16 protein-coding genes are annotated in these 14639 nt (G+C 65.2%); 15 read left to right on the top strand and 1 reads right to left on the bottom strand.

The features are described 5' to 3' along the window. Nucleotides 1-137: 137 nt before the first annotated feature. The 14 genes from PSA7680_RS12010 (at nt 138) to PSA7680_RS11945 (ending at nt 12222) form a co-directional block, all read left to right on the top strand. On the top strand, nt 138-1445 hold the full coding sequence (locus PSA7680_RS12010) for an extracellular solute-binding protein (RefSeq protein WP_085868962.1): 1308 nt from the start codon (nt 138-140) through the stop codon (nt 1443-1445). Nucleotides 1446-1534: 89 nt separating this feature from the next. Further along, on the top strand, nt 1535-2431 hold the full coding sequence (locus PSA7680_RS12005) for a carbohydrate ABC transporter permease (RefSeq protein WP_085868961.1): 897 nt from the start codon (nt 1535-1537) through the stop codon (nt 2429-2431). 9 nt (nt 2432-2440) lie between these two features. Then, nucleotides 2441-3307 carry a carbohydrate ABC transporter permease gene (locus PSA7680_RS12000; protein ID WP_085868960.1) on the top strand — a complete coding sequence of 289 codons (867 nt, stop codon included), beginning with the start codon at nt 2441-2443 and terminating at the stop codon, nt 3305-3307. A gap of 3 nt (nt 3308-3310) precedes the next feature. After that, the gene (locus PSA7680_RS11995) at nt 3311-4399 is read left to right on the top strand and encodes an ABC transporter ATP-binding protein (RefSeq protein ID WP_085868959.1); all 1089 of its coding nucleotides are present in this window, start codon (nt 3311-3313) and stop codon (nt 4397-4399) included. A 5-nt stretch (nt 4400-4404) separates the two neighbouring features. Beyond that, nucleotides 4405-5526, top strand: a complete 1122-nt coding sequence (locus tag PSA7680_RS11990) for a mandelate racemase/muconate lactonizing enzyme family protein (RefSeq protein WP_085868958.1) — start codon at nt 4405-4407, stop codon at nt 5524-5526. Continuing rightward, nucleotides 5526-5855, top strand: a complete 330-nt coding sequence (locus tag PSA7680_RS11985) for an L-rhamnose mutarotase (protein WP_085868957.1) — start codon at nt 5526-5528, stop codon at nt 5853-5855. Before PSA7680_RS11990 ends, PSA7680_RS11985 begins: the two co-directional genes overlap by 1 nt. Before the next feature lie 3 nt (nt 5856-5858). After that, complete coding sequence (locus PSA7680_RS11980; protein ID WP_085868956.1) at nt 5859-6926, top strand: Gfo/Idh/MocA family protein; 1068 nt, start codon at nt 5859-5861, stop codon at nt 6924-6926. Continuing rightward, on the top strand, nt 6926-7444 hold the full coding sequence (locus tag PSA7680_RS11975) for a MaoC family dehydratase (protein WP_217808337.1): 519 nt from the start codon (nt 6926-6928) through the stop codon (nt 7442-7444). Before PSA7680_RS11980 ends, PSA7680_RS11975 begins: the two co-directional genes overlap by 1 nt. Nucleotides 7445-7451: 7 nt before the next feature. After that, nucleotides 7452-7904, top strand: coding sequence for a MaoC family dehydratase (locus PSA7680_RS11970; protein ID WP_085868954.1), 453 nt, complete (start codon nt 7452-7454; stop codon nt 7902-7904). Beyond that, nucleotides 7901-8200 (top strand): UxaA family hydrolase, encoded by a 300-nt coding sequence (locus PSA7680_RS11965; protein WP_085868953.1) that lies wholly within the window; start codon nt 7901-7903, stop codon nt 8198-8200. Before PSA7680_RS11970 ends, PSA7680_RS11965 begins: the two co-directional genes overlap by 4 nt. Then, nucleotides 8193-9395, top strand: coding sequence for a UxaA family hydrolase (locus tag PSA7680_RS11960; protein ID WP_085868952.1), 1203 nt, complete (start codon nt 8193-8195; stop codon nt 9393-9395). The genes PSA7680_RS11965 and PSA7680_RS11960 overlap by 8 nt, the downstream gene beginning before the upstream one ends. A 48-nt stretch (nt 9396-9443) precedes the next feature. After that, nucleotides 9444-10181, top strand: a complete 738-nt coding sequence (locus PSA7680_RS11955; protein ID WP_085868951.1) for an SDR family oxidoreductase — start codon at nt 9444-9446, stop codon at nt 10179-10181. A gap of 24 nt (nt 10182-10205) precedes the next feature. Beyond that, complete coding sequence (locus tag PSA7680_RS11950) at nt 10206-11045, top strand: fumarylacetoacetate hydrolase family protein (protein WP_085868950.1); 840 nt, start codon at nt 10206-10208, stop codon at nt 11043-11045. 49 nt (nt 11046-11094) lie between these two features. Beyond that, nucleotides 11095-12222 (top strand): CaiB/BaiF CoA transferase family protein, encoded by a 1128-nt coding sequence (locus tag PSA7680_RS11945; RefSeq protein WP_085868949.1) that lies wholly within the window; start codon nt 11095-11097, stop codon nt 12220-12222. Nucleotides 12223-12238: 16 nt separating this feature from the next. On the opposite strand, the gene PSA7680_RS11940 is transcribed toward PSA7680_RS11945, so the two are convergent. Further along, on the bottom strand, nt 12239-13141 hold the full coding sequence (locus PSA7680_RS11940) for a LysR substrate-binding domain-containing protein (RefSeq protein WP_085868948.1): 903 nt from the start codon (nt 13139-13141) through the stop codon (nt 12239-12241). Between the two features lie 157 nt (nt 13142-13298). On the opposite strand from PSA7680_RS11940, the gene ugpB reads away from it, so the two are divergent. Next, nucleotides 13299-14603, top strand: coding sequence for a sn-glycerol-3-phosphate ABC transporter substrate-binding protein UgpB (gene ugpB / locus PSA7680_RS11935; RefSeq protein WP_085868947.1), 1305 nt, complete (start codon nt 13299-13301; stop codon nt 14601-14603). Nucleotides 14604-14639 lie beyond the last annotated feature (36 nt).

Raw genomic sequence — 14639 nt, 5'->3', positions numbered from 1 at the left:
GGCGGGGCTGCGGCGGGGTGGTGCTGCCGTTGGGGAAGATAAGCATTGACTAAATATGAAAGTCAAGTTTATCCATAAAACACGCAGCGAGCCGCCAGACGACCAGACAAATGGCTCGCCATCTTGGGAGGAACTTGATGAAACGCTCTGGAATCAATGCGTTGCTTGGTGCAACGGCGCTTTCGATGGCCGCCGGCCTTGCGGGCGCGGGAGAATTTGACGGCATCACGCTGCAGGCCAAGCTGATCGGCGGCCAGCAGTATGAAGCCCTGTATGCGCGCATCAGTGAGTGGGAGGCGGCGACCGGTGCGAAGGTGGAGGTGATCAGCAAGAAGAACCACTTCGAGCTGGACAAGGAATTCAAATCCGATCTCGCCGCCGGCACGTTGGGCTGGTGCGTCGGCTCCAACCACTCTTCCTTTGCGTCGCAGTATCCGAACCTCTACACGGATCTGACGCCCTATCTCTCGGCAGAGACGATCGCCGAATTCGTACCCGCCAACATCGCGGCTTCGAAGATCGGCGACGCGCTGGTGATGCTGCCGCGCGCGCAGTTCGACGTTTCGGCGCTCTACTACCTGAAGGACATCTACGAGGACGAGGCCAACAAGGCCGCCTACAAGGAAAAGACGGGCAAGGATCTGATGCCGCCCGACACGTGGGAAGAGGTGAAGGAGCAGGCGATCTTCTTTACCGATGCGCCCAACTTCTACGGCACCCAATACGCCGGCAAGGATGAGGCCATCGTCGGCCGCTTCTACGAGATGGTCGTGGCCGAGGGCGGCCAGCTGTTCAACGAGGACTGGTCCCCGGCATTCAACTCCGACGCGGGCAAGCGCGCGCTGCAATGGTTCGTGGATCTCTACGAGGCGGGCGCCGTGCCGCCGGGCACCACCTCCTACCTCTGGGATGATCTCGGGCAGGGCTTTGCCTCCGGCACCATCGCGCTCAATCTCGATTGGCCGGGCTGGGCCGGTTTCTTCAACGATCCCGCCGCCTCCAAGGCCGCCGGCAACGTGGGCGTGAAGGTGCAGCCGGCAGGCTCCTCCGGGGCGCGCACCGGCTGGTCCGGGCACCACGGGTTCTCCGTCACGGAATCCTGTGAGCACAAGGAAGCCGCCGCCTCGCTGGTGGATTGGCTGACCAACGAGGACAGCCAGAAGCTTGAAAGCGCGGCCGGCCCGCTGCCCACCCGCTCCGCCGTGTGGGAGCACGTGGTGGCCAGCGCCGAAGGCGATGCCTACCGCACCGAAGTTCTGCAGGCCTTCCAGGCGGCCGCGAGCCATGCCTTCCCGGCCCCGCAGACGCCTTACTGGATCGAAGCCACGAACCTTATCTTCCCCGAGCTTCAGGCCGCGATCCTCGGCGACAAGACCGTGGAGGAAGCGCTTGAGACGGCTGCCGAGGCCGTGGACGAGCTGATGCAGGAAGAAGGCGTCTACTAGGCGTCGCCTTCGATCCGGCAGGCGGCGGCTCTCCCGCGCCGCCTGCCGACACCCGCCCCACAGACACCCCAATCAGGAAAGTTTGGCCGATGTCCCGACTGAAGCCACCGGCGTGGTTTGTCCTGCTGCTGCCCGCGATCATCATCCTGGCCGCCGTGGTGCTTATCCCGCTGCTGCTGTCGCTCTACTCGAGCTTCACACCCTATCGCCTGACGAGGCCGGATTCGCTTTATCGCTGGATCGGTTTCGCCAACTACGAAAAGGCGCTCACAAGCATCCATTTCTGGACGGCCTTCGGCCGCACCGTGCTGCTGCTCACCATCGCGCTGAACCTCGAAATGCTGATGGGGCTGGGGCTGGCGCTGCTGGTCAACAAGGTCACCTGGGGCCAGCGCACCCTGCGCACCATCATGATGTTTCCGATGATGTTCTCGCCGATCCTCGTGGGCTTCCAGTTCAAGTTCATCTTCAACGACAACGTCGGCCTCGTGAACAACGCCCTGCAATCGCTGGGCCTCACCGATCAGGCCATCCCCTGGCTGGTGGACGGAAAGCTCGCCTTCTTCTCCATCCTCGTGGCCGAGATGTGGTCCGCCACCTCCGTCTTCGCGATCCTGATCCTCGCCGGGCTCTTCGCGGTACCGCGCGATCCGATCGAGGCCGCCACCGTGGACGGCTGCACCCCGTGGCAGACTTTCCGCCACATCACGCTGCCCTTCATCATGCCCTTCATCTACATCGCGCTTGCCATCCGCTCGCTGGACGTGGCCCGCGCCTATGACATCGTGCAGATCATGACCAACGGCGGCCCGGCCCGGCGCACCGAGCTTCTCTGGACGCTGATCGGGCGCACCGGCTACGTCGATGCCCGCATGGGCTACGCCAACGCGATGGGCTACATCTCCATCTTCCTGGCGATCTTCTTCACCGTCTACTTCTTCCGCAAGCTCAACGCCGCGCGCGGCGAGCTTGGCATGGCGAGCTAGGAGGGCGCCATGAACGAGAATCTCAAACATCGCATCAAGGCGCGCATCCTCAAGGCGCTCCACCTCGTTGCGCTCTTCATCGCCATGGCCATCATCTGCGTGCCGGGGCTGTGGATCGTGCTCAACTCCTTTCGCCCCACGGTCGAGATCATGGCCAAGCCGCCGGTCTGGATCCCCTCGGAGCTGAACCTCGACAACTACCGCGCCATGTTCGGCGCAGTGGGCGAGGGCGGCGTGCCGGTGGTGCAGTATTTCACCAATTCGCTGATCATCTCCGTCACCTCCACCGTGATCGCCATTCTCGTGGGGATGGCCGGCGGCTACGCCTTCGCGCGCTACCGCTTCAAGGGCAAGGCGGGGATCTTCATCGGCCTCATGCTCACCCGTGCGGTGCCGGGGGTCTCGCTTTCGCTGCCGCTGTTCATCGTGATGGCCAAGACCGGGCTGATCGATACCCACGTCGGGCTGATCCTCGTCTACGTGGCGCTCAACGTTCCCTTCACGATCTGGCTGATCGACGGCTTCTTCCGTCAGGTGCCCATCGAACTCGCGGAGGCCGCCGAGATCGACGGCTGCACCCGTTGGCAGGCCTTCTGGAAGGTGGAATTCCCCGTCGCCCGCGCCGGGATCGCTTCGGCCGGGATCTTCGCCTTCCTCACCTCGTGGAACGAATACGCGCTGGCAAGCCAGCTCACCCGCTCGACATTCTCCAAGACGATGCCGGTGGGCCTGCGCGATTTCACCAGCGAGTTCACCATCAACTGGGGCGGCATGTGCGCGCTCGCGGTGCTGATGATCATCCCCGCCCTCATCCTCACCTTCATCGTTCAGAAACATCTCATTGCCGGCCTCACCTTCGGCGGCGTGAAAGGATAAGCCATGGCCCAGGTCCAACTGCGCAGCGTCGTGAAGAAATACGGGTCTCTGGAGGTCGTCCACGGGATCGACCTCGATATCGCCGACAATGAATTCGTCGTGCTCGTCGGCCCCTCGGGCTGCGGGAAATCCACCACGCTGCGGATGATCGCCGGGCTCGAAGCCATCTCCGGCGGCGAGATCGCGATCGGGGAACGGGTGGTCAACGATCTGCCGCCCCGCCACCGCAACATCTCCATGGTGTTCCAGAACTACGCGCTCTACCCGCACATGACGGTGCGCGAGAACCTCGGCTTCTCGCTGAAGATCGCCAACAGGCCGCAAAGCGAGATCGACAGGGCGGTGGAGGAGGCGGCCAACATCCTGTCGCTCAGCGACTACATGGACAGAAAACCCGGCGCGCTTTCGGGCGGGCAGCGCCAGCGGGTGGCCATGGGCCGCGCCATCGTGCGCCACCCCGAGGTCTTCCTGTTCGACGAGCCGCTCTCCAACCTGGACGCCAAGCTGCGCACCCAGATGCGCACCGAGATCAAGAAGCTGCACCAGAAGGTGCAATCCACCATCGTTTACGTGACCCATGATCAGGTGGAGGCGATGACGCTCGCCGACCGCATCGTGATCATGCGCGATGGCCATATCGAGCAGGTCGGCACGCCGCTGGAGGTGTTTGAAAACCCGGTGAACACTTTCGTGGCCACCTTCATCGGCTCCCCGCCGATGAACCTGCTGCCCGCCACCATCACGAACGGTGAGGTGGCCATTGAAAACGGCCCCTCCGTGGCCTTGCCCAGTGCTTTTGAGGGCAAGGTGCGGGAAGGGCAGGCGGTGATCCTCGGTTTCCGCGCCGACAACCTGATGCCGCGCGGCCATTCCCTCCCCATGGAGGGCCAGCACGCCGCCTTCGACATGAAGGTGAACCTCTCGGAGCCCTTGGGCACCGAAACGCTGCTCTTCTCTTCGCTGGCGGGGCGCGAGGTGCAGGCAAAGATGCTGAACCCGCGGCCCGTTTCGCCGGGAGAAACGCTCCCCTTCCAGCTCGATCTGACCCGTTGTCACCTGTTCGACGCGGCCAGTGAAGCCAGCCTGAGGTAAGCGCCATGGCCAGGATCGAACGTGTCGAAATCTGGATGAACGATCTGAAGCCCAAGGTGCGGCGCTCGGATGCGATCCAGAGTTTCGTCTCGCAGGAAACGCCCTTCGTGCGCCTCACCGATTCCGACGGCGCGCAAGGGGTGGGCTACAGCTACACCATCGGGCAGGGCGGCCCTGCCGTGATGAGCCTGCTGAAGGAAACGCTCGCCCCGCAGTTGATCGCTCGGGAGGCCGAGGAGATCGGCCGGATCTGGCGCGATCTGCTGTTCTCCACCCATGCCACCAGCGTCGGCGCGATCACCTCGCTGGCGCTGGCTGCGATCGACACCGCGCTCTGGGATCTGCGCTGCAAGCGGGCGGGCCTGCCGCTCTGGCGGATGCTCGGCGGCGCGAAGGACAGCGTGCCGATGTACACCACCGAAGGCGGCTGGCTGCATATCCCCACCGAGGATCTGGTCGCCGATGCGTTGGACGCGCAGGGCAAGGGGTTCGCGGGCTCCAAGATCAAGATCGGCCGGCCCCACCTGAGCGAAGATCGCGAGCGGCTCACGGCGGTGCGCGAGGCCGTCGGCCCCGCCTACGAGATCATGGTGGATGCCAACCAGAGCCTGACGGGGGCCGAAGCAGGCCGCCGCGCCCGCGTGCTCGAAGAGCAGGGGATCGCATGGTTCGAAGAGCCGCTGCCGGCCGATGACGTGCTGGAGCACGCGCGGCTCGCGGCCTCTACATCCGTGCCGATCGCCGTGGGCGAGAGCATGTATTCCCTCAGCCAGTTCAAGGATTACCTTGCCGCCGGCGCCGCCGACATCGTGCAGGTGGATGTGGCCCGCATCGGGGGGATCACCCCGTGGATGAAGGTCGCCCACATGGCGGAGGCCTTCAACGTGCCGGTCTGCCCCCATTTCCTGATGGAGCTTCACGTAAGCCTCGTCTGCGCGATCCCGAATGCGCCGTGGCTCGAATACATCCCCCAGCTCGACAGCCTCACCGCTGAGCCGATGCGCATGGAGCAGGGCCGCGCCTACGCAAGCGATGCGCCGGGGCTGGGCATCGCCTGGGATTTCGACGCCATCGATGCAGGCCGCATCGCAGGCCTGAGCCACGCCTTCGGGAAAGGAGCCAACTGATGCAGCGCATGGGCATGATGATCGGGGTCGCGCCCGAAAAGGTGGAGGAATACAAGCGCCTGCACGCCGATGTCTGGCCCGGCGTCCTTGCGATGATCTCCGCCTGCAACATCCGCAACTACTCCATCTTCCTGAAGGAGCCCGAGAACATCCTCTTCGGCTACTGGGAATACCACGGCTCCGATTTCGCCGCCGATGCCGCGAAGATGGCCGCCGATCCCGAAACGCAACGCTGGTGGGATGTCTGCATGCCCTGCCAGGTGCCGCTCGACACCCGCAAGGAGGGCGAGTGGTGGGCGATGATGGATGAAGTCTTCCATTTGGAGTGAGCCATGTTCGACGATCTGCAACAGCATTGGCCCAAGGCCGCCCGCCCGCGCCCCATCGTGATCTTCGGGGCCGGCTCCATCGTGACGGACGCCCATCTGCCCGCCTACGCCAAGGCCGGCTACACTGTGGCGGGGATCTATGACCCGGATCTTGAAAAAGCCGCGGCGCTGGCCGCCGCCCACGGCGTGATCGCCTTCGACACGCCGCAGGCCGCAGCTGCGCACCCCGGCGCGCTTTTCGATCTCGCCACGCCGCCTGATGCCCATGCCGGCATCCTGCGGATCCTGCCCGATGAGGCGCCCGTGCTGCTGCAAAAACCCATGGGCAGCGATCTGGCCGGGGCGACGGAAATCCTTCAGATCTGCCGTGCAAAGCGCCTCAAGGCGGCGGTGAATTTCCAACTGCGTTTCGCGCCGATGATGCTGGCCCTGCAAGATGCGGTGAACCGGGGGCTGCTGGGCGAGGTGCTGGATTTCGACGCCTGGCTGGCGCTCGATACGCCTTGGGGCCTGTGGAAGTTTCTTGAGCCGCTGCCCCGCGTGGAGCTTTCGCTGCATTCGATCCATTATCTCGATTTCATCCGCAGCCTGCTGGGCGATCCCGAAGGCGTGCACGCCAAATCCATCGGCCACCCTTCTAGCAGGATCGCCCAGACGCGCACGGCCGCCATTCTGGATTACGGCGCGCGCATCCGCTGCGCGCTCTCGATCAATCACAACCACGCCTTCGGCCGCCGCCACCAGGCGTGCGAATTCCGCATCTGCGGCAGCGAAGGCGCGGCCTACCTGCAACTGGGCGTGAACCTCGACTACCCGCGTGGCGAGCCCGACATTCTGGAACTCAACACCGGCGACGGCTGGCAGGCGGTGCCGCTCACCGGCGCGTGGTTCCCCGATGCCTTCGCCTCCCGCATGAGCCAGCTTCAGCGCTTCGCCACCGGCGAGGAAGACGTGCTGATCAGCAGCGTCGAGGACGCCTGGCACACGATGGCGTTGGTGGAAGCCGCCTATGAAAGCAGCGCCGCCCCGGCCACGCCGCTGGCCGCGAAACCTGCGGAAAGGAGCGCATGATGAGCCCGAAAAGCTACTACGCCGAGGGCGACGGCCCCGAGGATATCCCGCTCTTCAACGTGGAAACATGGCTCTACGAGGATTTCGAGCCGGGCCGGAAATGGCGCTCCATCCGCCGCACCATTTCGGAAGGCGAGGCGATGCTCTTCAACAGCCTCGTGATGGACAACCACCCCTACGTGGCCGACGATATCTTCACCTCCGAGGAAGGCATTTTTGGCAGGCGGCTGGTGGCGGGCGCGATGGTCTTTGCCTACGGGCTGGGGCTGATGGCGCACAACAACGTCAACACCTTCTCCTACGGCTACGACAAGCTGCGCTTCATCAAGCCCGTCTTCATCGGCGACACCATCCAAACCGTGCGCACGAACCTCGAAAAACGCCCGAAATACAAGGATATGGGCCTCGTGACCGTCTCCTATGAAGTTTTCAAAAACGAAGGCGAACTGGCGCTCTATGCCGAGCATATTCAGACAGTGAAATACCGCGATCCCGCCGCCCATACGCCGCAGACCTGAGGCCGCCATGCACACCGAAGACATCTACTACGAGGATTACGAGATCGGCCACGTGCGCGAAACGCTCGGGCGCACGATCACCGAGACGGATTTCGTCGTCCACGCCGGCCACACGGGGGATTTCTTCCCCCACCACATGGACGCCGACTGGTGCGCCACGCAGCCTTTCGGGCAGCGCATCGCCCATGGCACGATGGTGTTTTCCATCGGTATCGGCATGACGGCCAGCGTGATCAACCCGCAGGCCTTTTCCTACGGTTACGACAGGCTGCGCTTCATCCGCCCGGTGCACATCGGCGATACGATCCGAACACGCGTCACCATCACCCGCAAGGAACCCGACGCCAAGCGCATCGGAATGGGGCAGGTGATCGAGGCCTGCGAGGTGCTCAATCAGGACGGCAAGGTGGTGCTGGCCACCGACCACATCCTGCTGGCGAAGATGAAGGGGGCGGCATGAGCGCCTTTCTGAAACTCTCCCCGCAGGACAACGTGCAGGTCGCCCTGCGCGCCGCGCCTGCGGGCACGCCGCTTTCGGGCGCTGGCAGCGTGGTGACGCTCACCGATGTCTCAATGGCGCATAAGGTGACTGACCAGCCGATCCCCGCAGGCGCGCTGGTGGTGAAATACGGCCTGCCGATCGGCGTCGCCACGCAGGACATCCCGGCAGGCGCCCATGTCCATGTCCACAACATCCGCAGCCGCTACACGGCCACGCATTACCGGGCCGAGGAGGCAGGGTTGAGCCATGACTGAGATGTTGGGATACGCGCGCAGCGATGGGCGCAAGGGCATCCGCAACGTGGTGGCCGTGGCCTACCTGGTGGAATGCGCGCATTTCGTGGCGCGGGAAGTGGTGGCGGAGTTTCGCGGCCAGCCCGTCCACCTGATCGGCTTTCCGGGGTGCTACCCGAACGACTACGCGCAGGCGATGATGGAGCGGCTTTGCACCCACCCCAACGTGGGCGCGGTGCTTCTTGTGAGCCTGGGCTGCGAAAGTTTCAACCGCTCCCGGCTTGAAGCGGTGATCGCAGCCACGGGCCGCCCGGTGGAAACGCTGGTGATCCAGAAGGCCGGCGGCTCGCGCGAGACCATCCGCAAGGGCGCCGCCTTCGTGGCGCGGGCGCTGGAGGAAATCGCCACCTTGCCCCGCGTGCCGATGCAGGTGAGCGATCTGACCGTGGCCACGATCTGCGGCGGCTCCGATGGCACCTCGGGCATCTCCGGCAACCCGGCCGCCGGGCTGGCCTTCGATGCGCTGGTGAAGCAGGGGGCGACCTGCATCTTCGAGGAAACCGGCGAGCTGATCGGCTGCGAGCACATCATGGCAGAGCGCGCCGCCACGCCCGAACTGGCCGAAGAACTGAAAGCCTGCGTCGCCAAGGCCGCGCGCTACTACGAAACGCTCGGCTACGGCAGTTTCGCGGCCGGCAACGCCACCGGCGGGCTCTCAACCATCGAGGAGAAATCCCTCGGCGCCTACGTGAAATCCGGCGCCTCGCCGATCAGCGGCATCATCAAGCCCGGCGATTTGCCGCCCACGGGCGGGCTCTACCTGATGGACGTGGTGCCCGACGGCGAGGTGCGCTTCGGCTTTCCCAACATCGCCGACAACGCCGAGATCGTGGAGATGATCGCCTCCGGCGCGCATCTGACGCTCTTCATCACCGGGCGCGGCTCGGTGGTGGGCTCCGCGATCTCGCCGGTGATCAAGATCTGCGCCAATCCCGAGACCTACCGCGCGCTCGCGGGCGACATGGACGTGAACGCCGGCGCGGTGATCGAAGGCGAAAAGTCGCTTTCGGAGGTTGCCGAAGAGATCCTGGCGCGCATCATGGCAACGGCGGCGGGGGAGGAAACCCGCTCCGAAGGCCTCGGCCACCAGGAGTTCATCCTGACCTACAAGAGCTTCACGCCGGCCGGCCCCGCCTGCCTGCCCAAATCCGCCTGATCCGCATTGGCCCCGGATCAAAGGCCCGAACGAAAAGGAAGAGCCCACGTGAAACGACTGGACGGAAAGAAGGCACTGATCACCGCCGCCGGGCAGGGCATCGGCCGCGCCAGCGCCGAGATGTTCGCCGCCGAAGGGGCGCAGGTGATCGCCACCGACATCAACGATGCCGCCCTTGCGGGCCTGGAAGGCATCGCCGGCATCACGCCCCGCCACCTCGACGTGACGGACGCGGCGCAGATCGCCGCGCTCGCCGAAGAGATCGGGGCGCTGGATGCGCTGTTCAACTGCGCCGGCGTGGTGCATGCGGGCTCGGTGCTGGAGTGCAGCGAGGCCGATTACGATTTCGCTTTCGAGCTGAACGCCAAGGCGCAATACCGCATGATCCGCGCTTTCCTGCCGGCGATGCTGGAAAACGGGGGCGGCTCGATCATCAACATGTCCTCGGTGCTGTCTTCGGTGACAGGCACGCAGAACCGCTTCGCCTACACCGCCTCCAAGGCCGCCGTGATCGGCATCACCAAGGCCGTTGCGGCGGAGTGGGTCACGAAAGGCATCCGCTGCAACGCGATCTGCCCGGGCACGGTGGAAAGCCCTTCGCTGCACGAACGCCTGCGCGCCACGGGCGATTACGAGCAGGCGATGAAGGATTTCATCGCCCGCCAGCCCATGGGCCGCATCGGCAAGGCCGAGGAGATCGCGGCGCTGGCCACCTACCTCGCCTCGGACGAAAGCGCCTATACCACGGGGCAGGCCCACGTGATCGACGGCGGCTGGGCCATCTGAACCGGATACTCAGGAGAAAACCGAATGAAACTGTTGCGTTATGGCCCGCGTGGGGCCGAGAAACCCGGCCTTCTGGATGCCGATGGCCGGATCCGGGATCTCTCGGGCATCGTGGGCGACATCGCCGGCGGAGTGCTCACCGATCTCGACCGCCTGAAGGGGCTCGATCCGGCACAGCTGCCGCTCGTGGAGGGCAGCCCCCGGCTCGGTGCCTGCGTGGGCGGCACGGGGAAATTCATGTGCATCGGGCTGAACTACGCCGATCACGCCGCCGAAAGCGGCATGGAGGTGCCCAGCGAGCCGGTGCTGTTCATGAAGGCCACCTCGGCCATCTGCGGCCCGAACGACCCGATCATCATCCCGCGCGGCTCCGAGAAAACCGATTGGGAGGTGGAGCTTGGCGTGGTGATCGGCAAGCCGGCGAAATACGTGAGCGAGGCGGAGGCGCTGGATCACGTGGCCGGCTACTGCGTCATCAACGACGTGAGCGAACGCGCCTTCCAGATCGAGCGGCAGGGGCAGTGGTCCAAGGGTAAGAGCTGCGACAACTTCGGCCAGATCGGCCCCTGGCTGGTGACGCCCGACGAAGTGGGCGATCCCCAGGATCTTGCCATGTGGCTCAGCGTGAACGGCGAGCGCGTGCAGGATGGCTCCACCCGGACGATGGTCTACGGCGTGGCGCATCTGGTCAGCTACCTGAGCCAGTTCTTCACCCTGCACCCCGGCGACGTGATCTCCACCGGCACCCCGCCGGGCGTGGGGCTCGGCTTCACCCCGCCGCGCTTTCTGAAGGCCGGGGACGTGGTGGAACTGGGCATCGAGGGGCTTGGCAGGCAGCGCCAGGTCTGCGTGGACGACGCCTGAGGCGGGCATTTCCGCGCAGAAGGTTGGAAAAGGGAAAGGAATTGGGGAAATGAAACCGCTCGAAGGCTTGCGCGTGTTGGATTTTGCCCAGTTCCTCGCGGGGCCGATGGCGGCCCTTCGGCTGGCGGACATGGGCGCGGAGGTGATCAAGATCGAGCGTCCGGGTGTGGGCGATCTCTGCCGCGGCCTCGTCATCGCGGGCCAGACATTGGGGCCCGACAGCCTGCTGTTCCACACCATCAACCGCAACAAGGCCAGCGTAGCGGCCGATCTGAAGGACGCGGGCGATCTCGAAAAGCTGAAAGCCTTGATCGCCTCGGCGGACGTGATGATCCACAATTTCCGCCCCGGCGTGATGGAGCGGATCGGGCTGGATTACGCCACCGTCGCAGCACTGAACCCGCGCCTCGTCTACGGCAGCGTCACGGGCTACGGCACCGAGGGGCCTTGGGTTGCGAAGCCCGGGCAGGATCTGCTGGTGCAGGCGCTTTCGGGCATGGCCTGGCTCTCCGGCGATGCCGGCGACGGCCCGGTGCCCGCGGGTTTCGCCGTGCTCGACATCACCTGCGGCAACCATCTCGTGCAGGGCATCCTTGCCGCGCTGCTGTGCCGCGCGAATACGGGGCAGGGCGCGCAGGTGGAAGTTGACCTGCTCTCTTCCGCCATCGACATGCAGTTCGAACTGTTCACGAGCTACCTGAACGGCGATGGCGCGATGCCGGCGCGCAGCGCGGTGGCCAACGCCAATGCCACCGTGGCCGCACCCTACGGGATCTACGCCTGCAGGAAGGGCCATCTGGCGCTGGCAATGGCCCCGATCCCGCAGATCGCCCGGCTGCTGGGCTGCGCGGCGCTCGAAGCCTTCCCCGATCCGGCGCAGGCCTTCACGCAGCGCGACGAGATCAAGGCGATCCTGCGCGATCACCTCGCCACCGAAAGCGTGGCCCATTGGCTGGCGCGGCTGGAGCCGGAGGATGTCTGGTGCGCGGAGGTTCTGGACTGGCCCGCGCTCACGCGGACCGAGGGGTTCGCGGCGCTGGACATGGTGCAGACGGTGCGGGCGGGCGAGGGCGGCAGCCTGCGCACCACGCGCTGCCCGATCCGCATCGACGGCGAGGCGCTGCTCAGCGACCGCGCCGCACCCGCCCTCGGGGCGCAGACGACGCTGTATCTCTGAGCCGCCCGCGCCGGCGCTACGGCTGTTCCGCGAGGAAGGGCCGCAGGCTTTCGACGAACTCGTCGATGAAATCCAGCACCACCGGCGAACTGGGGCCGGACGCGGGCTGGATGATCGACAGGCGGTGGAAAAGCTCCGGCTGGAACGGGCGGATGACGATGCCCGAGGCACGGAAGGCCTCGGCGTCGATCGCGCTGACGACTGCGGCCCCGAGCCCCTCCTTCACCATGGTGCAGGCGGTGGTGAACTGGCGCACCTCGACGAGGCTGTCGATCTCGACCCCGCAATCGGTGAAGGCGCGCGAGAGGTGCTGGTAGAACTGGCTGTCGCGCCGGGTGTGGATCATCTTTTCCCCGGCGAGATCGTTCGGCGTGATCTCCTCCTTGGCGCCCAGCGGGTGGCCCTTGGGCAGGATGCAGGCCGAGCGGACGAACAGATCCTGGCTGTGGGTGGCCGGGTGGCCGAGGAAGCCGTCGGTGATGCCGCAATCGTATTGCTCGCCGATGATCCACTCCAGGATGCGTTCGGGGCGGTCGGGCTCCAGTGTCAGGGTGACGCCGGGGCGCGCCTTCAGGAAGCGCACCAGCATGGCGGGCAGGTGGTTGGTGGCGAAGCCCGGCAGGCAGGCGACGCGGATGTGGCCGCGCGTGCGCTCGGTCAGATCGCGGCGCAGATCATCGAGGTGCTTGAGGCTGTCGAGAATGCGGCGGACCTCCGTCAGCAGGTAGCGCGAATCGCTGGTGGGTTCGAGGCCGCCGCGGCTGCGGGTGAACAGATCGAACCCCACCGAGGCCGAGAAATCGGCGAGAAGACGGCTGACGGCGGGTTGGGATATGCCAAGGCGCTCCGCCGCTTTCGTCATGCTCCCGGTTTCCGCTACGGCATGGAAGGCTTCGAGTTGTCTTAGCTTGAATTTCAATGTCTTAGCCTCTCTCCGTCGGGCTGGTGGCTGCAGGGGGCGCAATCACCAACATAACAAATAGTTATAAGACGTGTCATAAAAAATTAACTTGAATTATCAAGCTCGTTCCCAAATGCTGCCCACACAACACAGGAACCCTCACAGGGAGGATGGGATGATGATTGCAAGAATGCTCCTCGCGGGCACGGCCGCGCTTGCCGTAACCGCAAGCGCCGCGGCGGCTCAGGTAGAGATCAACTGGTGGCACGCCATGGGCGGCACCAACGGCGAGCGGGTCAACAAGATCGCCGCCGATTTCAACGCAAGCCAGGACGAATACGTCGTGGTGCCCACCTACAAGGGCAACTACACCGAAACCATGACGGCCGCCGTGGCGGCCTTCCGCGCCGGCGAACAGCCGCACCTCGTGCAGGTCTTCGAGGTTGGCACGGCCACGATGATGGCCGCCAAGGGCGCGATCTACCCGGTCGAACAGATGATGGCCGACGCCGGCGAGCCCTTCGACGGCTCCGCCTACCTGCCGGCCGTCGTCTCCTACTACCAGACGCCCGAGGGCGAGCTGCTGTCGATGCCCTTCAACAGCTCGACGCCGGTGCTCTGGTACAACGCCGACGCGCTGGAAGCCGCCGGCGCGGACGTGCCGAAAACGTGGGACGACGTGAAGATGGCGGCCCAGAAGCTCGTCGACAACGGCATGGCCTGCGGTTTCTCCTTCGGCTGGCAGAGCTGGGTGATGATCGAGAACTTCTCGGCCTGGCACGACATGCCGATGGGCACCAAGGAAAACGGCTTCGCCGGCTACGACACCGAGTTCACCTTCAACAACGAGAAGTTGGCCGCGCGCCTGCAGGACATCGCGGACATGCAGGAAGGCAAGCTCTTCGTCTACGGCGGGCGCCGTGGCGACTCTCTGCCGCTGTTCACCAACGGCGAATGCGGCATGTGGATGAACTCCTCGGCCTACTACGGTTCGATCAAGTCCCAGGCGGAGTTCGAATTCGGCCAGACGATGCTGCCGCTGGACACGGCCATCGCCGATGAGCCGCAGAACTCCATCATCGGCGGCGCGACGCTCTGGGCGCTCCAGGGCCATGAAGCCGAGGAATACAAGGGGCTCGCCAAGTTCCTGAGCTACCTGTCCTCGCCGGAGGTGCAGGCCTGGTGGCACCAGGAGACGGGCTACGTGCCGATCACCACGGCGGCCTACGAGCTCTCCCAGTCGCAAGGGTTCTACGACAGCAATCCGGGCACCGACACCGCGATCAAGCAGCTCAGCCTGAACACGCCGACCCCGAACTCCCGCGGCCTGCGTTTCGGCAACTTCGTGCAGATCCGTGACGTGATCAACGAGGAGCTCGAAGCCCTCTGGGCCGGCGACATCACCGCCCAGCAGGCGCTGGACAACGCGGTGGAGCGCGGCAACGCGCTGCTGCGCAAGTTCGAGCGCACCGTCAAGTAAATCCCTTTCGCGCTGGCGGCCCCCTTCGTGGGGCCG

Source organism: Pseudoruegeria aquimaris, from assembly GCF_900172235.1.
Taxonomy (GTDB): Bacteria; Pseudomonadota; Alphaproteobacteria; order Rhodobacterales; family Rhodobacteraceae; genus Pseudoruegeria; species Pseudoruegeria aquimaris.
The sequence above is the reverse complement of the archived record's forward strand: the minus strand, read 5'-3'. Positions and strand labels throughout refer to the sequence as shown.

Excerpts from the sequence above, each read along its gene's own strand:
- PSA7680_RS11990 (WP_085868958.1), top strand. The coding sequence starts at position 4,405 with ATGGCCAGGATCGAACGTGTCGAAATCTGGATGAACGATCTGAAGCCC.
- PSA7680_RS11995 (WP_085868959.1), top strand. The coding sequence starts at position 3,311 with ATGGCCCAGGTCCAACTGCGCAGCGTCGTGAAGAAATACGGGTCTCTG.
- PSA7680_RS11980 (WP_085868956.1), top strand. The coding sequence starts at position 5,859 with ATGTTCGACGATCTGCAACAGCATTGGCCCAAGGCCGCCCGCCCGCGC.
- PSA7680_RS12010 (WP_085868962.1), top strand. The coding sequence starts at position 138 with ATGAAACGCTCTGGAATCAATGCGTTGCTTGGTGCAACGGCGCTTTCG.
- PSA7680_RS11975 (WP_217808337.1), top strand. The coding sequence starts at position 6,926 with ATGAGCCCGAAAAGCTACTACGCCGAGGGCGACGGCCCCGAGGATATC.
- PSA7680_RS11945 (WP_085868949.1), top strand. The coding sequence starts at position 11,095 with ATGAAACCGCTCGAAGGCTTGCGCGTGTTGGATTTTGCCCAGTTCCTC.
- PSA7680_RS12000 (WP_085868960.1), top strand. The coding sequence starts at position 2,441 with ATGAACGAGAATCTCAAACATCGCATCAAGGCGCGCATCCTCAAGGCG.
- PSA7680_RS11960 (WP_085868952.1), top strand. The coding sequence starts at position 8,193 with ATGACTGAGATGTTGGGATACGCGCGCAGCGATGGGCGCAAGGGCATC.
- PSA7680_RS11965 (WP_085868953.1), top strand. The coding sequence starts at position 7,901 with ATGAGCGCCTTTCTGAAACTCTCCCCGCAGGACAACGTGCAGGTCGCC.
- PSA7680_RS11950 (WP_085868950.1), top strand. The coding sequence starts at position 10,206 with ATGAAACTGTTGCGTTATGGCCCGCGTGGGGCCGAGAAACCCGGCCTT.
- PSA7680_RS11985 (WP_085868957.1), top strand. The coding sequence starts at position 5,526 with ATGCAGCGCATGGGCATGATGATCGGGGTCGCGCCCGAAAAGGTGGAG.
- PSA7680_RS12005 (WP_085868961.1), top strand. The coding sequence starts at position 1,535 with ATGTCCCGACTGAAGCCACCGGCGTGGTTTGTCCTGCTGCTGCCCGCG.
- ugpB (WP_085868947.1), top strand. The coding sequence starts at position 13,299 with ATGATGATTGCAAGAATGCTCCTCGCGGGCACGGCCGCGCTTGCCGTA.
- PSA7680_RS11970 (WP_085868954.1), top strand. The coding sequence starts at position 7,452 with ATGCACACCGAAGACATCTACTACGAGGATTACGAGATCGGCCACGTG.